The following is a 19,322-nucleotide window of genomic DNA, read 5'->3' on the forward strand; positions in this document are numbered from 1 at the left end:
AGGGGGGGGATTGAATTGAAGGATTCTGGTGATGAAGAAGATCTTTCAAATGAATTGAATTTACTAAAACAAAAAATAATTGAGTTGGAAAAACAGGTAACTGAAAAAGAGTTTCAGTTAGAAAAGTCAAAGCGCATAACACAGCTCCTTGATTCCGCTACTGATTCAGTTTTTTTACATGATTTCGACGGAAATTTCGTTTATCTAAATGAAGCTGCTTATAAAACACGTGGTTACACTAAAGAAGAATTAATGAACATGAATCTACATAAATTGGACGCTCCTAAATATGAAAAGCTAATAGATCCACGAATTAAAGATTTAATGGAAAAAGGAGAATCTATTTTTGAATCTGCTACTATTTGTAAAGATGGGTCCCAGATGCCTGTAGAAGTACATTCCACAATTATTGAATATGAAAACAAACCACTTGTTTTAAGTTATGTCCGTGACATTACAGAACGAAAAAAGATTGAAAATGAATTAATCTCTGTTAAAGAACAATATAGGGCTCTTTTTGATAATATGGGGGTGGGAATAGCTTTTATAGCTCCAAATATGGAGATTTTGGATTTAAACGGCCAGATGAAGGAATGGTTCCCTAATATTAATGTTTCCAAAAAACCGATTTGTTACAAAGCATTTAACGATCCACCTAGAGAAGATATCTGCACTTATTGTCCAACCTATAAGACTTTAAAGGACGGGAAGATTCATGAATCTACAACAGATACTCCTGTGGGTGATGAGATTATAAATTATCGAGTAGTTTCTTCACCTATAATGGATGAGGGAGGCAAGGTCGTTGCCGCAATCGAGATGGTTGAAGATATCACTGAACGTAAAAGAATGGAAGAAGATTTAAAACGTGCATATGCTACTTTTAATTCCATTTTTGAAGGTCCGGAAAACATAATTGCTTTTTCACTGGACAATAAATATAACTACATTTTCTTTAACCAAGCACACAGTCAAACCATGAAAAATATTTGGGGAGTTGACATTGAGATTGGAAAGAATATGTTGGATTACATTTCTTTTCCTGAGGATAGAATGAAAGCTAAAATAAATTATGATAGGGCATTATCGGGGGAAAATTTCATAGAACTAGAAGCGTATGGGGAAGAAACTCTCAGTCGAAGATACTGGGAGAATATTTATAATCCTATACAGTCAGGTAAGAGTATAATAGGTCTTACTGTGTTTTGTATTGATATAACGGAAAGAAAAAAAGCTGAAGATGCCTTAAGAAAAAGTGAGGAGAAATTTAGAGCCATATTCGAAAATGTGCAGGATATCTTCTTCCAGACAGACATTAAAGGTAAAATAATTGAAGTAAGCCCATCAGTTGAAAATTACTTTGGGATCGGTCCAAATGAATTGGTTGGAAATCAAGTAGATATGCTCTACCATAATCCTGAAGATAGAAAAAAACTTCTAAATGCTCTTAATGAAAAAGGAGAAGTTACAGATTACGAAATTACACTAAAGAACAGTGAAAACAGATTGATATATATTTCTGCCAATGTTCATTTTATATTCGATTCAAAAAATCGCCCTGTTGGAATTGAAGGTGCCTTGAGAGATATAACTGAACGTAAAAAAACTGAAGAAGCACTTAAATTGAGTCAAATTCGTTTATCCGATGCCATGGATTTGGCGCATCTGGCTAACTGGGAACTCGATCCTTATAAACAAATATTCATATTCAATGACAAGTACTATTCTATGCTGGGCACGACCGCAGAAGATGAAGGCGGTTATCTTATGCCAGTAGAACATTATATAAAGAAATATGTACACCCTAATGATGCTCAATTTATCGCAGAGGGAATGAAAAAGTCTCTTGCTACTCGTAAACTCACTTTTGGCGCTGAATTTGAACACAGAATGATTCGCAGGGATGGAGAGATATGTTATGTGGCTATTCATATTAAAGTTATTCCTTCAACTGATACCCAAAGTGCCCATATTTATGGGACTGTCCAGGATATCACTGACCGTAAGATAGTTGAAGAAAAGCTAAGGGAATCTCTTGAAGAGAAAGAAATGCTCCTTAAAGAGATCCACCACAGAGTTAAGAATAATTTGATGGTTATATCCAGCTTATTAAACCTTCAATCTCAGTATATCAAAGATAAAGAAGCTTTAGATATTTTCAAGGAAAGCCAGAACCGTGCTAAATCTATGGCTCTAATTCATGAACGTTTATACAGATCCACGGATCTTAAAAAAATTGATTTTGGAGAATATATTCATACTCTGGCAACAGACCTTTTCCACACTTACGTCCCTGATCCAGGTCGTGTTAAGCTTAATATGAATGCGGAAAACTTAATGGTGGATATAAACACCACTGTTCCATTGGGACTGATAGTAAATGAACTTATAACCAATTCCATGAAACACGCATTTCCTGAAGGTAGGAAAGGGGAAATAAATGTTGATTTTTTTAAAGAGGGCAATGAGTTTGTGCTCATAGTTCAGGATAATGGTATTGGATTTCCTGAGGATTTAGACTTTCGAAATACAAAATCACTTGGTTTACAATTAGTTAATAACTTAATTGGCCAAATAGGAGGTACTTTTGGGTTAGAAAGGAGCAATGGAACAAAATTCAAAATCAAATTCAAAGAAAAATACGAATAAGCGATTTAATTTTTATTTGTTGAATATTTACTTTAAAAAAAATAAAAAAAGGGTAGTTTTAAAGTTTATAGGACTTTAAAACTATTTAGTATCATGTCGATTGTTTGCTGGTTGTTGTCGGGAGTTGAAATCATAATCATGTAGATATCGGTGTTCTTTTTAAAGAAAGTAAATGAACCGTAGTTTTGAGTTGAACTTACGTTATATTTGAAATCAATCTCAGTTGCATTTTCTCCGCTAACAGTTCTGGTTTTTTCAGTAACTGATTGATATCCTGCAGATTGAAAACCTGATTTCATTGTAGATGTTAAATCTGCAATAGAAATGGGCACAGATCCTATATTCACTTTTGCAACAGCCATTCCTGCGTTATCTTTCCCTAATGAAGTTAGAACAGTACTTGAACTACCGACACTCTGTTGTATTTCACTTGTCCAATTACCACTCCAGTCTCCAGGATATTGGAAAGTTATTCCGTTACCACTATATGTTTGAGGTTGTGATGTACAACCTGAGGCACATACTACCACTAAAAGTACTGCAAGTATTGCTATCCATTTTTTCATATATTATCACCTAATAAACGTTTTTATCCTAGTTTATATTTATATTTTACTGATTATTATTTCATATAACTGATTTAAATAAGATTAAAACGTTATTAAGGGCCTTTTTTTAATTAAAAATAGACTAATGGGTTTATTTTTACATATTAACTTTTAATATTTCGGCTTTAAATGCTTGATGGACTTTTTCTGCACCTATTAAATCATCGCCAAGATCCCATTCTACAGGGTGTAATATGAATGGGAATGATTGTTCTCCACCAATTCCGCCGTGACTGCCAACAAGTTCTTCAAATGCAGCTACTTCATTCTTTTCAGGATCGTATAAACTCATAGCAAGTATATCTGGAGTGTATTTAAAGTTGTTAGTTCTTCTAATGTGTGTTGCGGCATTTAAACCAAAATTAGCCAGAGGATTTTCTCCTTCGATAGTATCATCATTTAGATAGTAAGTTCCATTGTTACCAATTACCAATGGGCCATGTTCATTAGAATTAACAAGAATAAATCCAATTCCTTCATGTTTGGCCAGACCTGGAATGAGGTCAGGGTATATTTGATTAATATCTTCAAAATTTAGTCTTTCTACATTGTCTGTTAAATAGATCATTCCAAAATTCCCAGAAGCCAACACCATTACATTTGCATCTTTTTTCTTGATTTTTCCTGGCTTTTTATTAACTCTATATTTTTGTATATATTCATTCACACCAATGGTTTTATCCTGGAAAAATCCTTTAACTTTATCACCCGGAGCAGTAAATGCAGCAACAAAATGGTCTCCCGTACTTGGCGAAATATCGGCGTATATCTGAGTTTCAGCAGGTAATAGTTCTTTTACCACATCTTCCAGGGTTTGTCCATAACGCTGTTTAAAGGTTGCCCCATTAGTCTGACCGTGGTCAGAATGCACCACTAACTGATAAGGCCTGTGAGCTAATTGGGATGCCATTTCCACACGATGCAACTGTTTATCAATGCCCCTTAGGGCGTAAAAAGCGTCTTCGTCCCTAATTCCTGAGTGGTGCGCTATCTCATCGTATCCTAAATAAGTTACATAAGCAACATCCACGTGGCCTTCTAATACATCCCCAATTAGAGCAAAAGTCGTTACTTCTCTTAAAAATACATTTGCACCACTTCTAACAAATGGAAAAGTAATTCCACGGTATATACGTGGCCTTATATTTCTCAATCTGTGCATGATCTGTGATTTATAATCTAAAAGTGCATCCCATAAAAATAGACAAACTATCCTACTAAAATTTGAAGGGTTGGAGAATACATAATACCAAGCTCGGTTGTAGAACTTTTTAAGATGTTTAAGCTTACTAAAAGTAAAGATAACGTCTTCAGCATCGCCGGAGAATAGGTTTGAACGGCTAGCACCGTTAATTGAGAGAAGGCCATTACCGTCAGATATACGTTCTTCAACTATGGGGGCATCATTTAGTCCGGTTGATTCCATAAATCTGTTATTATTCTCCTTTTCAACCCAGCGAAATGCTAAAACGTCCTGGTTGTTACCATGTAAAATTCCTGCCTGGCTTGCTCCTGTCTGGCTGGACAGATCTGTTTCCCAACCTGAAACTACATGGCTGCCTTTATCAATCCATCTTTTTAGAGTGGGCATGTCTCCTCTTTCAATTGCTTCAAGTAAGATGTTCTTTGCCAGACCGTCAATTTCCATGAAAATTATTCCGGACGTATCTTTCACGTTATTATTATCAAATTTCTTTACAGCACTTCTGATACTCCTGTACCATGCTGCATCGTCGTCAATAGTAACAATGGCATTAAGTATGGTGGAGATTGCTGCCATTCCTATTGGGGTTAAGATTAGTGCTGTTCCTTCTATTGTTATTCCTGGAACAAAGTTACTTGCTAACCATATTAAAGCACCATTAATTAATAGGGCACCTATCCCTACAGTAAAAACCATAAAAGGCAATAATAGCCGCGATAAGAGTGGCCACAATATTGCATTTAAAATCCCGACTACAGCTGCAGCTATAAATGCTGTGGTCCAATTGTTTATTGTTAAACCAACAGAAAGATCAGCAATAAGCAGAAATCCCAATGAAGACCCTATCCACAAAATTAGAGTTCGCCATAGCCAGTAAAAACTTGATTTATGATATTTTTTATCCTGTCTTTCCAAAAGATCACCAATTAGGTTTTTTATTTCTTTGAACTTATTTTAGTATAATGTTTGCTACTTTCATAATCAAATGGTGTTGAGGGATCAGATCCGTCATACTGATTCTATTTACAAACATCATTTTCCCCTTAATATCATCCTTTTTCTAATTGTTAAATTATTATATTGGTCATATTTAGATATAATTACATTGTTCATGTGATTTTTGCAACTAAGAAACCTTTTTAATATACGTCATATGTATAAAATATCAGATGTAATGTAGCAATATGGAGGTTGCTTTGGAACCATTCACAATACGACTATGGCATTGAAAAGATTGTGGAAGACATATAAATATATAAATGGATTTAAATAGAGTTTTAATACGGTTATTTTTTTTTTAAATGGTAATATAAGAAACAATCACGAATTAAAGAGTTATAACAAAACTAATCAGTGTTTGGCTGGATCTGGATGAATAAAAACTCACTAAAATCATGTAAATTCTTGGATTGAGTTTCAGCAGCGAAATGGAGTAATTTGAATTTAAATAAAGCCAATATAATTAAAATCGTTTTTGCATTACTTTATATGCTTTCAAAACTAATAGTTAATTGCCATTGTTGGCAAAAAATCGGAAGTGATAAGTTTGTTTGGAAGTAATAACAGTAATGATAGAGGAAGTTCTTCTCCTATTAAAGAAGGCGGAGAATACGATGTTAAAATTGAAGATACAGGTAGAGACGGAGACGGAATTGCCCGTATAGAAGGTTTTGTGGTTTTTGTTTCAGGTGCCAAAGTAGGCGATGAAGTTAAAATTAGAATTAATTCAACCAGAAGAAATTTTGCATTTGCTGAAGTAGTAGAATAATTTCAAGTTTTTAATTTTATTAATTCCTTAATTATTCCTAAATTCATTTTTTTTTATTTTAATTAGTTTATTTAATATCAATTTTTACAAATATTTGCAATAATTCTAATTGTTTGTTTAAATTAAGCAGTTATTTTTTATCTATTTTATTATAATCCTTTTATTTAGCAGAAATGGTTAGACTATTTACAAAAATTTATAATATTTTCGCGTTTTTAGTTTTAAAATATTGATCCCATTTTTCATTTAACATTATGATTGGACAATTTTAAGTCAATTGAATGACAGATTTTAATTGGGAAATTAGTATGACCAGGATAGAATTTAGCATGGAAAATATTAAAAAGTGTCTTTGTACCAAGTGTGCAGTACAGATAGAAAGCCAATGTGTAAAGGATAAACAGAGTATAATGATTTTAATGACTCAACAGGATCTTGACAGTCCTATGCGAATGGATGAGGTACGTGTACCAGGTTTGTACTGTTCAACAGGCAGGGCTATTTGCAGGGATATTGATACAAAAAAGGTGTGTAAATGCAACGAATGCCATATCTGGAAGGCATATGGTCTGGAACCGAAGAGATATTTCTGCAGGGACGGAAAAGCAGAAAAATGAGTCAAAAAGAATTTATAAACATATTTCTAGTAATGTAACTGGCCTTAAAGTGGCCTTTTTGAATTTTATGTATTTAATTTACTGTTTTTTGATTACAGAACTTAAAGATTTTTTCATTTTAACGCCATAAAAACAAATAGGAGTACTAACATACAATATTTTTGAGGGAAAATTTTAGAGCATTTGGGTAGTTTATCATGGGAAAAAATGATTTAAATGAGCGGAAAAAGGCCAAGAAGGTCCTTGAAAAATCTCATGAGAAATTGGAAGAACTGGTAGAAAAGCGCACCTTGGAATTAGCAAAATCTCAAGAAGAACTTCAAAAAGCTTCTAAATACACACGCAGTCTTATTGAAGCTAATCTAGATCCATTAGTCACTATTAGTCCTGAAGGGAAAATAACAGATGTAAATACTGCTGTTGAAATGGTTACTGGCTACAATCGAATTCAGATTATTGGAACCGATTTTTCAAATTATTTCACCAACCCTGAAAAAGCAAAGGCAGGATATGAAGAAGTATTTAAGCAGGGGTTTGTGAAGAATTATCCTCTGGAAATTCAGCATATTGATGGTCATGTTACTCCTGTAATGTACAATGCTTCTGTTTATCGTGATGAAAATGATAATGTGGTGGGGGTTTTTGCTGCTGCTCGTGATATAACTGAACTAAAAAGGGCACATGATGATTTGCTTATTAGTGAAAGGAGATTAAATAATATTATTGATGGGTCCCCGATTTCCCAGTTTGTTATAGATAAAGATCATAAAATCATTTATTGGAATGATGCATTGGAAAAGAATAGCGGGATAAGGGCAAAGGAAGTAATTGGTAAAGCAGAACAATGGAGAGCATTTTACAATGAAAAAAGGCCTTGTTTAGCTGATTTATTAGTGGACGAATCCCAGGGAGAAATTCTAAAATGGTATAGGGGTAACGCTAAAAAGTCTAAATTTGTTAAAGATGCTTATGAGGCCATTGATTTCTTCCCAGCCATGGGTGAAGATGGAAAATGGTTATTTTTTACTGCAGCACCTATTCGAGATTTTGAAGGTAGGGTGATGGGGGCTGTGGAAACACTTGAAGATATCACAGAACGTAAAAAAGCCGAAATTGCACTCCAAAAAAGTGAGGAACGGTTTCGTGCTGTAGCAGAGTCTGCTGTAGATGCAATTGTGACTACTGATGCTAATGGAGACATTATATTCTTTAATAATAGTTTAGAAACTATTTTTGGATATCAAAAGGATGAATTAAAAAGAAAACCACTTACTCTCCTCATGCCTGAAAGATTCAAGGATAAATATCTGGATGAATTAAAAAGATTCAAATTTACAGGAGAACACAAGTTAATAGGGAGAATAGCAACTACAACTGGATTAAAAAGGGATGGAACTGAATTTCCTTTTGAAATGTCTTTATCATCATGGAGATCTGGAGAAAATATTTATTTCACATCCATCATCCGTGACCTAACCGAGAAAAAAAGGGCTGAAGACGCTTTAAAAGAAAGTGAAGAAAAATACCGTACTATTATTGAAACTGCGCAGGAAGGAGTTTGGATCATTGATGAAAATGCCAACACTACCTATGTAAACCAAGGTATGGCTGAAATGTTAGGTTATTCAGCAGATGAAATGATGGACAAGTCCCTTTTTGATTTTATGGATGATGAAGGAAAAGTTGATGCCGAGGAAAAAATGGAAAGAAGGAGGGAAGGCATAAAAGAAGTGCATGATTTCCGTTTCCTCCACAAGGACGGCTCTAGTGTTTGGGCAATGATTTCCACTAATCCTATTTTTGATAAAAATGGTGAATTTAGCGGTGCTTTAGGAATGCTTAGTGATATAACCCATCGAAAGCAAATGGAAGTTCAAATTAAAGAGTCTTTAGAAGAAAAAGAAATGCTCTTAAAAGAGGTCCATCACCGAGTAAAAAATAATCTGGCTGTTATCTCCAGTTTACTAAACCTACAATCAGATTATATAAGGGACAAAGAAGACTTGGAGTTATTCCGGGAATCCCAGACCCGTGCAAAAACCATGGCCCTTATCCATGAGAGATTATACCAATCTCGGGACCTGAAAAACATTGATTTTGGAGAATATATGCATACTCTTATCAATGACTTATTCAACACTTATTCAGTTGATCCGGGCCTTGTAAAACTTAATATGAGCCTAGAAAATGTCATGCTAGATATTAACACTTCTATTCCTCTTGGATTGATCGTTAATGAATTAGTATCAAACAGCATGAAGTATGCGTTCCCTGATGGCAGAAAAGGTATAATAAAAATTAATTTTGAATCAGGGAAGGATCAATATGTGCTTTGTGTATCTGATAATGGGGTGGGCCTCCCAGAAGGCATTGATTTTAAAAATACGGACTCATTAGGTCTACAGTTGGTAAATAGTTTAACAAATCAAATTGAAGGTGAAATTGAACTAGATAAAAGCCATGGAACTGAGTTTAAAATCACATTTAAGGACATAATATAAATGAGTAGATATTGAAAATTATTTTCATTTGAAAAATTCATAAAAACTCATTTTACTTAAGATATGGAAATAAATATTAATCAAGTATTCTGAATTGTTTTTGAGTGAATTAACACCCTATTTTTTATAAACTTTTATATAGTTATTTTATACCATGATATCATATGGTTAGAATATCGGAATTGGAGGTCGCTATACTTGGCCTGCTTTATGAACATCACCATTATGCATACAGGTTAGAGGAAATCATAGAAAAGAGAGCTATGCTTAATTGGGCAGATTTAGAATATTCATCCATGGAGAGTGTTCTAGAAAAGCTTGAAGAGAAGAATTTAGTTGAAAATGAGATAAGAAAAATAGAGGGCCAACCTTCAAGAAATATTTATTCAATAACCGATGAAGGTAAATTTGTTTTTCGAGAAAAAATCAAGGAGCTCATGTCAAAGAATAGCAAAGTTGTTTATCCATTTGATTTGGCAATTGCAAACATGAACTTTTTAAGTTATAAAGAGATTATTCAAAGTCTGAAGCTTTATTTAAAATCTTTAGAAGAACGTATTGAATTCATTGACAATTCAATTAAAATTCAGGAAGAAAATAATGTTCCATATAATTTCATTGCTATTTTTAGTCGTTCAAGTGCTCTTTTGAAAGCTGAAAAAAGGTGGATAGAAGAATTTATTGAAGAAATTAAAGAAATGGAAATTTATGAGTAAAAATGTATTTTTAATTGAACAAATTCTTCAAAATAAGATTTATGTGACTATTTTTGAGTTTTAAAGTACACAACACACTTTTTCTATATTTCATGCTTTTTTTATAATTTTTTTTGTTTCTATTTCTATTTAACATTTTTTTTAGGCTTTTACTTGGCCAGTTCATCTACAAGTGGGGCAAGGTTCTTGAATTTTTACATGATGGTGACCGGTAGCTGAACATGTGCTGCAAGGGACTTCAACATCCCTACCAAGGCCAGGTACCCATGTTTTGATGGTTTTAGCTCCTTTACATGTGGGACATGATTCTGGCGGTCCATCATAAGTGACTATCTTGGTCCCACCACACTCAGGACAGGTTTTGTATTGGGTTTTAGGTTGAGTTGGGTTCTGATTATTGGGACTCTGCCGGCCATCTGAACTCTGACTGCCTTGTTTATCACCAGTATTTTCCTCTTGTTGAGTATTGCTCTGATTGTTAGTAATGTCGCTGGTGAAACTTGTTGTTGAATTTTGACCGGCTAATACTCCTACAAAAACGACTAAGACAATCAATCCTAAAATCACTGCCCATATTTTATGTTTTTTTCTCAATTCAAAATACCTTTAGAATATTTAAGTCTTTAATATAATGATAAAAAAATATCATATATTAATTTTGTTATTAATGCTAAAAAGAAGTATAATACTGGGTTGTTAGATTCCTCTACTTCTTATAAACTCTTTGAAGGTAGGTTCACCCAAAACCTTTATATGCTATTATACACTTAGAATATTCTATGTCTAGAATATCAGACTTGGAAGCATCTATAATTGGTCTGCTTTATGAGGAACCACAGTACGGTTATCAACTGGAAAAGACTATTGAAGGATGGGGTATGCGTAATTGGACTCAAATAGGGTTTTCATCAATTTATTATGTCTTAAATAAGCTGGAGAAGAAGGAACTGGTGACATCGAAACTGGAAAAGGTAGCTGGTAAACCTTCTCGTAAAGTTTTTACAATCACAGATCTGGGAAGGCAGGTTATGAAAGAAAAACTCATAGATATTCTTTCATGGAATAAAAAGCAAACATATCCATTTGATCTGGGTTTAGCATATCTCAATTATTTGGATCCGCAGGAAACTGTAGATTGTCTTGAGAATTATTTGAAATCAGCCCAGGGTAGAATTAAATTTCTGGAAAGCTCAGTTAAGATGCAAGAAGAATTAAATGCTCCATATTATGTCGTTGCACTTTTTAGTAGACCATTGGCAAGCCTTAAAACAGAACTGGCGTGGGTAGAAGAATTTATTGAAAAAATTAAAAATGAAGAGAATATTTAGGTGGGAAAAAAATGGAAATTGTAGAAAAGAAAATTGGAAAAAGACAGGTAGCATACATAACATATAAAGGATCCTATGAAGAGGTCCCCGTGCTCATGGGGGAAGTTGTGGGATTTATAATGGCTAAAGGGCTGCAGATAATGGGTCCTCCATTCGGAGTATATTTCAACAGCCCTCAGGAAGTGTCAGTTGAAGAACTCATGTACGAAATTAGTATGCCGTTTGCAGGAGAAGCAGAGGAAGAAGGCAGAGTAAAAATCAAAACAATGCATGAACAGTTGGTTATATCAACCATATACAAAGGCCCCTATAGTGAATGTGGAACAGCAATAGGTGCACTGGCACAATACGCCTACAAAAATGGCTATGAAATCGTAGGGCCGCCCATGGAGACATATATCTCAGATCCCAATGAAACTCCAGAAAGCGAACTTTTAACTGAAATGTCATTTCCAGTGATGAAAAAATAGATTAAATATTTTATTTTCATTATTTATTTTTGTTTAGGAATGAGGGGAATTGAAATGCCAAAAATTGACCTTAAAAAAGAATTTAAAGAAATTTACACAGCTTCAAAAAAGCAGCCAACCATGGTGCAAGTACCAAAATTAAATTACCTGATGATTGATGGAGAAGGGGACCCTAACACGGCACCTGCCTATCAAGAAGCGATGGAAACACTTTTTCCAGTTTCATTTAAGGTGAAATTCATTTCTAAAAAAGAAAAATCTCAAGATTACGTGGTGATGCCATTGGAAGGTCTGTGGTGGGTAGATAACATGAAAGACTTTTCAATTGAGGATAAAAGCTCATGGAAATGGACAGCCATGATAATGCAGCCATATTTTATCACTAAAACCATGATTAAACAGGCCATGGAAGAGGTTGAGGAAAAAAAGAACCCTGCTGCACTTTCCAGGATGAGGTTTGAAAGCTTAGAAGAAGGATTATCTGCCCAGATTATGCACATAGGCCCCTATGCTGAAGAAGGCCCCACGGTGGCTGCACTGCACGAGTTTATTGAGAAAGAAGGGCATGAATTTGATGGTAGTATTCAGGGTCAAAAACATCACGAGATTTATTTAAGTGATGTGCGCCGAGCAAAGCCTGAAAATCTTAAAACAATTATAAGACAGCCTGTAAAATGAACGGAAATGATTTAATGAACAGATATCTAAAAATAGTTATATTTGGATTTTTAGTGTGGTTAATTCCTTTTTTAGTTTCATTTGTAGTTTTTCCCTTAAAAGCCACCATGCGGCCTTTATTTGAATCAATAATGCCTTTAGTTCTTACAATTGTTGTAGTAACGTTATCTTACTACTATTTAAAGGGTATGGAAACCAGTTTTGTTAAAGAGGGTATGATAATTGGTCTTGTATGGTTTGTAATCAACATAGCAATAGATCTTTTCATGTTCATGCCTGCAAGCCCAATGCATATGAGTTTTGCAGATTACATGATGGATATTGGTCTTAAGTATGTAATGATCCCTGTTATAACCATTGGATTTGGATATATAGCTCAAAGTAAGTCAAATATATAAATTTTAGGGTATAGAATTAAAAATTGAGGTGATATCATGGATAAAAATTTAAAAATAGTTGGTTATGGATTTTTAATATGGTTAATAACCTCATTGATTACAGCTGTTTTAGGTTTTTTTTCAAGTGCTTTAATCATTTATGAAATCATATCTGCAGCAACTATAGCCATAACTGTGATAATGTTTTCCTATTTATATTTAAAGGATACGAAAATGAATTTCGTTAAAGAAGGAGTTATAATCGGAGTAGTCTGGCTGATAATTAGCGTTATACTGGATCTGCTCATGATAATAGTAGGATTCACGCAGCTAAGTTTGACCAGCTATGCAATGTATTTTGCATCCATATACGTCATTATTCCAGTTATAACCATTGGAAGGGGATATCTGTTAGATTCTAAGCAAAAAACATTAAAAAATTAACAATATGGAAAATTTATAGGAGATTTAATATGGGCAGAATACCTAATGAGACAGCTCCATGTGGAGTTTTTTGTGGAGCATGTCCCTCTTATGAAAAAAGCTGTTTAGGCTGTGGTTCTGAGGAACACAATCATGGAAGAAAAAGTAAATGGTCATGTAAAATTCGTAAATGCTGCTTTGAAGATAAAAATCTCAACTTTTGCATCGACTGCGACGAATTTCCATGCAATTTAATTGAAAAATTAAAAAATTCGCATCCTGGTGATGATAGATTTAAATACCGCCATGAAATATATGATAACCTAAAAAAAATCCATGAAACTGGCGTTGAAAATTGGATAACTCAGCAGGAAAACAGATTTACCTGTCCAAAATGTAATGGACGTGTCCTTTGGTATAACTATAAATGTAATGAATGTGGCTATGAATGTTCCCTGAAATCAAAAAAAATAAAATAGAGAGTGAATTATGATAATAGATGCTCATGTACACTTGCATCCAACTGAAGAAGTTGGAAAAATGGTTGTGGAAATGATTGGAATGCCTTATTACAGCTATGGCACTCCTGATGATTATTTAAATGATATGGAAACTGCAAGAATTGACAAAGCAGTTATAGTAAGTTTTGCTCCGGATAATCAAATTAAAAACAATAATTTCTGGACTGTAGCAATTACGAAGTCTGGAAAAAACAAACCAGCTAAATATCCGGATTTTATTCCTTTTATTTCCGTAAGTCCAACCATGAAGGGTCGTTCAATGATTGAAGAGCTTGAACACAAGTATAAATGGGGAATGAAGGGCTTAAAGATTCATCCAGTGGCGCAAGGATTCGCTCCTGATGATGAAAGGATGTTTCCGGTTTTTGAATGGCTAATTAAACATGATTTACCAATTACGGCTCATTCTGGAATAAATATAGATGGAAAGTCAAAATTTGGAGAACCAGAAAGATGGATCTCTGTTTTAGAAGAATTTAATGATCTAAAATTGATTCTAGCCCATATGGGTGGTGGTCAGTGGGATAAGGCCATTGAAATAGCTGATAAATTTCCTCAAGTGATGTTTGATACTGCAATTTCAATATCTTATATTAATAGCCCTACAACATTAGATGATGAAGAAGCAAAAGACTTAATTAGAACTATTGGTTCAGATAGGATACTTTTTGGCTCTGATTATCCGTGGATAAACCCTGCAAAAGATATTGAAAGAATAAGGGGTTTGGATATCAGTGATGATGATAAAAAATTTATACTTGGTGAAAATGCTGCAAAATTGTTTCATTTAAAATAATAAATTAGGTGAAGATATGGCTTCATGGAAATCCTATTTAAACGCAGATCCAACAGATTGGCTTCTTGAAGAAGATAATCCATCTGTAAGATATTTTACCTTACTTGATATTCTTGATAAGGCAGAATATGATTTAGAAGTGGAAGAATCCAGAAAAAATATAATGAAAGTGGGGGTTGTCCCTAAAATACTGGCTAAACAGGAGCCTGGCGGATACTGGGGGCTTCCTGAAAATTTTTACCTTAGAGGAAAATATAAAGGAACTTCCTGGCAACTAATAATTCTTGCAGAGCTTGGGGCGGATAAAAATGATGAAAGAATCAAAAAAGCATGTGAATTTATGCTTAAAAGCTCTCAAAATCCAGAAAGTGGTGCATTTTCATATATAAATAATAAAGAAGGATTTGGGGATCCTAAAAGAGTTATACCTTGCCATACAGCTAATATGGTCTGGAGTCTTATCCGATTCGGGTACATGGAGGATGAAAGAGTCCAAAAAGCAATAGAATGGTTGATAAAACATCAGAGATTTGACGATAAAGCAGGGCAAGCACCAGAATGGCCGTATCATCTATGGAAAAATTGTTGGAAAGAACGAACTTGTCACTCTATTATTGTGAAATCCATTAAAGCATTTGCTGAAATACCAGAAAATAAAAGAACTCATGAAATAAAGGATTACATTGCTAAAGGTGCTGAACACATGCTTAATCATCGTATCCACAAAAGAAGCCGCCCTTCAGTTAAAGGTCAATTTAAATGGTTAGAGTTTGGCTTCCCATTGATGTGGAACATAGATACGCTTGAAGTTTTAGGATTGCTAACTAAACTGGGCTATAAAGATGAAAGAATGAAGGAAACCATGGATTTAATGATTTCAAAGCAGGATTTGGAAGGAAAATGGATCTTAGAAAACACTTTTAATGGGAGATTTCAAACTAACATCGAGAGAAAGGGAAAACCCAGTAAATGGATTACTTTAAACGCTTTGAGAGTATTAAAAAGATATTTCAAAATGGAAAATTGAATTAAAAAATACATCAGTTAAAGATAGCTGCTAATGTATTTTTTTAAGCACTGGTTTTTTTTATTCACCATTATTTTATAATCTATGGGTGAAATAAGACAAATTTATTTATAAAGATGAGTAGTAATGGGATCTGGAGCCTTTGGCAAAAGTATAGATGTCATGTTATTTGGAAAGAACTTAAAAATTCATTAATCATAGTTTTGGTGTTTTCATAGTTTTCTTCCCTAGTTGAAAAATGAATAATATACATAGAACCATTTTTCTCCAAAAGAACAGCATGGTTAACAGAAGTATAGTTTGGATCAGTTTCGTTAATTTTATGAATGTTTTCATAGGCAGTAATACCATTCAGGGTGAAATTACGTTCAGATATTAAAGTGTAACTAGGAAACTCTTTGAAGCTCTCATGGAAAAATGCCTCTGGAGAAAGAGAGGCACTATCATTGAATTTTATTATAAAAAAAGAGGTGGAGACACACACTTGGCCTTTGATGTTATAAGGATCATTGGAGTTATATTGATAATTGAATTCGGCTAAAGAATCAGCCCCTTCTGGAGTTTGGTTTATATTTCCTTTTTCACTAGTCCAAAATTCAGGAGCTGTGAATGCTATCCCATTTTTATTGTATTCAATATTATTACCAATATTGATAAATGTTAATGTTGAAAGAATAAAAATTAGTGATAAAACCAACAGAGGACTCCACTTTTTTAGTGAAACGTTAGGTGAAGATCGATCAAGTTGTATTAAAAAAATTCCTAGTACTAGTAAAATGGAGCTTAAAACAAATATAGTCATATAGATATATGAAAAAATGGTGAAACTGATTCCATACCCATCTAAACATGAAATAGATATGTACAGGAAGATAAAACTGGTGAAAATTGCAACAATTCGGTTGATAACTCTATTTTTATCTTTTTTATTAAAAAAATCAATCAAATCCCATTCACTATTACTCGATCTTTCCATGTTTTGTTTTAGAGTGTATTCTTGGTTTGTTCGCATGATCGAGTCTATGGTTTGTGTTAGTTTCTGGAGATGGGTTTCCAAGGGAGGTGTAACTGCATCCAGCCAGTGAGTTGCACTGATGAAATATTCCATAGACTCAGATGGTTCTACATCTTCAATACGAAAAGGAATTATGGTTAATCCCATGTTAACTGCAGTTTCAACCTCTTTTAAGACCAAAGATGATTGATCAGAATCTGATGAAAAAATGAGTACGAATACTTTAGATTGTGCAATGGCATGGTTGGTCCATTCATCTCTATTAACTCCATTGGGAACGTCTCGGGGCGCTATCCAGCAGCGAATATCATTCTGTTCGAGAGTAGCACAAGTAGCATCAGCTACATACTTATCCTGTGTTGAATAACTAATGTAAACATCAGCAGTCCGGTTGAACAAGGTTTTTTCAATTTTTACCATTTTTTCACACTTTTCGTATTTAGTCGCGTTTTTGGAGTTTAAATAATTCGTATTGAAGACAATAAGTCTTTTTATCTCCAAATTTCATTGTTATATTTAATTTTCCTACCCTATATTTAAATAAATAAAGAAGGGTGATAAGAAGTGGGAGGGATAGCTGAATAATGTAATCAACCATGGAATGATTATTGTTGCAAAAATTATATACCATCTGTAGGGCTGCAAATTGATCAATTTCCGCATTTTTTTATATGTTCTATTAGGGAAAAAGTCTTCTAATACTAAAACTATTATATTGAGTAGAATTATAGAAGATGCCAAATAGTTATTTAATATATTCAAATACATTATGGCACAGTATAAGAAATATAAGGCGTTAATGAGTATGATTAAAAAGAAAAACAACATAGAAATTGTTTTTAACCATGGGATACCACTGGTATCCCAAGGTTTGTCATGCACGTGTTTGTCCCGATAACCTCCTATTCTTTCCATATATCTTTCATCGAGGGTTAGGATTTTGGTAATGGTTTCTATTAGTTTTTGTATGTGGTTTTCTAGTGGGGGTGTGACTGCATCCAGCCAGTGTTCGGCACTGATGAAATATTCCATAGACCCCGATGGTTCTACATCTTCAATTCGGAATGGAATGATGGGTATACCTCGGCTCACTGCCCTCTCTACCTCTCTTAAAACCTGAAAAGATTTATTAGAGTGACTTGAAAAAATAAGGACAAATATTTTAGAGTTGTGGACGGCTGTTACAATGGAGGCTGCTTTATTATCACCCTCTTTGATGTCACGAGGCGATATCCAGCACCTGATGTTGTTATACTCAAGAAGAGCACACACGGCATCGGCTACATTCTTATCCTCTGGTGAATAACTGATATAAACATCATAAGAGTTATCTTTAGACTTATGTGTTAATATTTCTAGTTTTTCTCCACATTTTCTGCAGGAAGTGGCATTTTCAAGGTTTTGTGTTTTACATTGGGGGCAATTCACCATTTTTATCTCCAAAATCTTTTTATTTCACATGGAAGCTGTTAATAATGGTATCAAGGTCGGGTTGATGTTTATCATATGTTTCTATGGGTGCTGTGAATTTCAGCAGATAAAGTTTCCCATTCTTTTCTAGCCACACTTCCCGTTTTTTGTACCTCTGACCATCAATCGTGATTTCATATACTTTCTGAAGAGCATTCTCACCATCCACCGTCAAATTAGAATCTGAAACAGACACATACCACTGGAAATTTTTGTAATCTAAATATTTTTTATAATAAACATCCTCTAAAACTTCACCATGTAAGGGAGTGATAGTAATATTCAACATGACCATAGGATCAGTAGACATCCCCATATAAAATTTATGGGCTTCTCCTATATTCACGGTTTCATTATTCTGGGAGTATAAAGATAAATTTGAAGGCATTATAAAAAATATACCTTGGTTAGAATATTCGGTAGGAACATAATCATTAATAACAACTACTAATAGTAAACTTAGAATAATTAAACAAATTGTCAACATATTATACATTTTTCTTATATTAACACGGGTTATAACTTTATTTGCTAAAAAATTAGGCATAAAAGCCAGTAAAAACGCAATTAAACCCACTACGAGTAAAATAATCATAGATAAGATCGTATAAAAACCTCCATCCCCCTGCATAATTTGGTATATACTTGATATAAAACCTAATAATAAAAAAATACCTAAAAATCCAGTAGTATATTTTAATATAGCTGTCAGAACAAGTTTCTTTTTTGATTTCTCTTTTTTCAAAAGTATTTTCACTTGGTTGGTTAATTTTCGTATGTGAGTTTCTAAGGGAGGTGTATGAGCTTCCAACCTGTTTTCACCACTTAGAAATCCATCCATGGGCGCAGATGGTTCCACATCTTCAATTTGGAATGGAATAATGGGTATACCACGGCTCACGGCCCTCTCAACTTCCCTTAAAACCTGAGGAGATTTATCTGAATCAGCTGAGAAAATTAGCACCATAAGTTTAGAGTTCTCAATGGCATCTATAATTGATTCACCCCAATTTGCACCAGGTTCAATATCTCTAGGGGCTATCCAACACTTGATATTACTGCTCTCCAGATTGGAGCAAACATTCTCCGCTACATTCATATCTCGCACTGAATAACTCACAAAAACGTCAAATTCCATCTCGAATAACCTCCTA

General features: G+C 34.0%; 19 protein-coding genes. 13 read left to right on the forward strand and 6 right to left on the reverse strand.

All coding sequences use genetic code 11. The features are described from left to right. Positions 1-15: 15 nt before the first annotated feature. Entirely contained in the window at positions 16-2,649 is a 2,634-nt protein-coding gene (locus HZC47_03205; protein MBI5679888.1) for a PAS domain S-box protein, read from the forward strand. A 65-nt stretch (positions 2,650-2,714) separates the two neighbouring features. Here HZC47_03205 and HZC47_03210 read toward each other — a convergent pair whose 3' ends face one another. Together HZC47_03210 and HZC47_03215 are read right to left on the reverse strand one after the other, a co-directional pair. Further along, positions 2,715-3,215 (reverse strand): hypothetical protein, encoded by a 501-nt coding sequence (locus tag HZC47_03210; protein MBI5679889.1) that lies wholly within the window; start codon positions 3,213-3,215, stop codon positions 2,715-2,717. A gap of 139 nt (positions 3,216-3,354) precedes the next feature. Further along, complete coding sequence (locus tag HZC47_03215; protein MBI5679890.1) at positions 3,355-5,376, reverse strand: phage holin family protein; 2,022 nt, start codon at positions 5,374-5,376, stop codon at positions 3,355-3,357. Between the two features lie 631 nt (positions 5,377-6,007). Here HZC47_03215 and HZC47_03220 point away from each other — a divergent pair. The 4 genes from HZC47_03220 (at position 6,008) to HZC47_03235 (ending at position 10,063) form a co-directional block, all read left to right on the forward strand. Further along, positions 6,008-6,229 (forward strand): TRAM domain-containing protein, encoded by a 222-nt coding sequence (locus tag HZC47_03220; protein ID MBI5679891.1) that lies wholly within the window; start codon positions 6,008-6,010, stop codon positions 6,227-6,229. A gap of 308 nt (positions 6,230-6,537) precedes the next feature. After that, complete coding sequence (locus tag HZC47_03225) at positions 6,538-6,846, forward strand: DUF2769 domain-containing protein (protein MBI5679892.1); 309 nt, start codon at positions 6,538-6,540, stop codon at positions 6,844-6,846. 197 nt (positions 6,847-7,043) lie between these two features. Then, positions 7,044-9,347, forward strand: coding sequence for a PAS domain S-box protein (locus tag HZC47_03230; protein MBI5679893.1), 2,304 nt, complete (start codon positions 7,044-7,046; stop codon positions 9,345-9,347). A gap of 164 nt (positions 9,348-9,511) precedes the next feature. Next, positions 9,512-10,063, forward strand: a complete 552-nt coding sequence (locus HZC47_03235) for a PadR family transcriptional regulator (GenBank protein ID MBI5679894.1) — start codon at positions 9,512-9,514, stop codon at positions 10,061-10,063. Positions 10,064-10,225: 162 nt separating this feature from the next. Here HZC47_03235 and HZC47_03240 read toward each other — a convergent pair whose 3' ends face one another. After that, positions 10,226-10,657 (reverse strand): hypothetical protein, encoded by a 432-nt coding sequence (locus HZC47_03240; GenBank protein MBI5679895.1) that lies wholly within the window; start codon positions 10,655-10,657, stop codon positions 10,226-10,228. A 185-nt stretch (positions 10,658-10,842) separates the two neighbouring features. On the opposite strand from HZC47_03240, the gene HZC47_03245 reads away from it, so the two are divergent. Genes HZC47_03245 through HZC47_03280 form a run of 8 tightly spaced genes read left to right on the forward strand, consistent with a single transcriptional unit; the run spans position 10,843 to position 15,683 of the window. Further along, complete coding sequence (locus HZC47_03245; GenBank protein ID MBI5679896.1) at positions 10,843-11,391, forward strand: PadR family transcriptional regulator; 549 nt, start codon at positions 10,843-10,845, stop codon at positions 11,389-11,391. Between the two features lie 11 nt (positions 11,392-11,402). Further along, entirely contained in the window at positions 11,403-11,861 is a 459-nt protein-coding gene (locus HZC47_03250; protein ID MBI5679897.1) for a GyrI-like domain-containing protein, read from the forward strand. Between the two features lie 54 nt (positions 11,862-11,915). After that, the gene (locus HZC47_03255) at positions 11,916-12,539 is read left to right on the forward strand and encodes a GyrI-like domain-containing protein (GenBank protein ID MBI5679898.1); all 624 of its coding nucleotides are present in this window, start codon (positions 11,916-11,918) and stop codon (positions 12,537-12,539) included. A 14-nt stretch (positions 12,540-12,553) separates the two neighbouring features. Further along, a complete protein-coding gene (locus HZC47_03260) occupies positions 12,554-12,937 on the forward strand; it encodes a hypothetical protein (GenBank protein MBI5679899.1) in 384 nt (127 codons plus the stop codon). Between the two features lie 36 nt (positions 12,938-12,973). Beyond that, entirely contained in the window at positions 12,974-13,360 is a 387-nt protein-coding gene (locus tag HZC47_03265; protein MBI5679900.1) for a hypothetical protein, read from the forward strand. Between the two features lie 29 nt (positions 13,361-13,389). Then, on the forward strand, positions 13,390-13,818 hold the full coding sequence (locus tag HZC47_03270; protein MBI5679901.1) for a DUF3795 domain-containing protein: 429 nt from the start codon (positions 13,390-13,392) through the stop codon (positions 13,816-13,818). A 10-nt stretch (positions 13,819-13,828) separates the two neighbouring features. Then, positions 13,829-14,656, forward strand: a complete 828-nt coding sequence (locus tag HZC47_03275; GenBank protein ID MBI5679902.1) for an amidohydrolase — start codon at positions 13,829-13,831, stop codon at positions 14,654-14,656. A gap of 16 nt (positions 14,657-14,672) precedes the next feature. Further along, positions 14,673-15,683 carry a nitrogen fixation protein NifH gene (locus HZC47_03280; protein ID MBI5679903.1) on the forward strand — a complete coding sequence of 337 codons (1,011 nt, stop codon included), beginning with the start codon at positions 14,673-14,675 and terminating at the stop codon, positions 15,681-15,683. 160 nt (positions 15,684-15,843) lie between these two features. On the opposite strand, the gene HZC47_03285 is transcribed toward HZC47_03280, so the two are convergent. From HZC47_03285 to HZC47_03295, 3 genes are all read right to left on the reverse strand, one after another. Then, entirely contained in the window at positions 15,844-17,118 is a 1,275-nt protein-coding gene (locus HZC47_03285; GenBank protein MBI5679904.1) for a toll/interleukin-1 receptor domain-containing protein, read from the reverse strand. 105 nt (positions 17,119-17,223) lie between these two features. Next, positions 17,224-18,129, reverse strand: coding sequence for a TIR domain-containing protein (locus tag HZC47_03290; protein MBI5679905.1), 906 nt, complete (start codon positions 18,127-18,129; stop codon positions 17,224-17,226). Positions 18,130-18,148: 19 nt separating this feature from the next. After that, positions 18,149-19,306 (reverse strand): toll/interleukin-1 receptor domain-containing protein, encoded by a 1,158-nt coding sequence (locus tag HZC47_03295; protein ID MBI5679906.1) that lies wholly within the window; start codon positions 19,304-19,306, stop codon positions 18,149-18,151. Between the last annotated feature and the right edge of the window lie 16 nt (positions 19,307-19,322).

Origin of the sequence: Methanobacterium sp. (assembly GCA_016222945.1) — an archaeon.
Classification (GTDB): domain Archaea; phylum Methanobacteriota; class Methanobacteria; order Methanobacteriales; family Methanobacteriaceae; genus Methanobacterium_D.

Coding starts and splice junctions, on each gene's coding strand:
- HZC47_03270 (MBI5679901.1), top strand. CDS start 13,390: ATGGGCAGAATACCTAATGAGACAGCTCCATGTGGAGTTTTTTGTGGA.
- HZC47_03280 (MBI5679903.1), top strand. CDS start 14,673: ATGGCTTCATGGAAATCCTATTTAAACGCAGATCCAACAGATTGGCTT.
- HZC47_03285 (MBI5679904.1), bottom strand. CDS start 17,118: ATGGTAAAAATTGAAAAAACCTTGTTCAACCGGACTGCTGATGTTTAC.
- HZC47_03295 (MBI5679906.1), bottom strand. CDS start 19,306: ATGGAATTTGACGTTTTTGTGAGTTATTCAGTGCGAGATATGAATGTA.
- HZC47_03275 (MBI5679902.1), top strand. CDS start 13,829: ATGATAATAGATGCTCATGTACACTTGCATCCAACTGAAGAAGTTGGA.
- HZC47_03210 (MBI5679889.1), bottom strand. CDS start 3,215: ATGAAAAAATGGATAGCAATACTTGCAGTACTTTTAGTGGTAGTATGT.
- HZC47_03255 (MBI5679898.1), top strand. CDS start 11,916: ATGCCAAAAATTGACCTTAAAAAAGAATTTAAAGAAATTTACACAGCT.
- HZC47_03260 (MBI5679899.1), top strand. CDS start 12,554: ATGAACAGATATCTAAAAATAGTTATATTTGGATTTTTAGTGTGGTTA.
- HZC47_03235 (MBI5679894.1), top strand. CDS start 9,512: ATGGTTAGAATATCGGAATTGGAGGTCGCTATACTTGGCCTGCTTTAT.
- HZC47_03290 (MBI5679905.1), bottom strand. CDS start 18,129: ATGGTGAATTGCCCCCAATGTAAAACACAAAACCTTGAAAATGCCACT.
- HZC47_03250 (MBI5679897.1), top strand. CDS start 11,403: ATGGAAATTGTAGAAAAGAAAATTGGAAAAAGACAGGTAGCATACATA.
- HZC47_03265 (MBI5679900.1), top strand. CDS start 12,974: ATGGATAAAAATTTAAAAATAGTTGGTTATGGATTTTTAATATGGTTA.
- HZC47_03230 (MBI5679893.1), top strand. CDS start 7,044: ATGGGAAAAAATGATTTAAATGAGCGGAAAAAGGCCAAGAAGGTCCTT.
- HZC47_03245 (MBI5679896.1), top strand. CDS start 10,843: ATGTCTAGAATATCAGACTTGGAAGCATCTATAATTGGTCTGCTTTAT.
- HZC47_03225 (MBI5679892.1), top strand. CDS start 6,538: ATGACCAGGATAGAATTTAGCATGGAAAATATTAAAAAGTGTCTTTGT.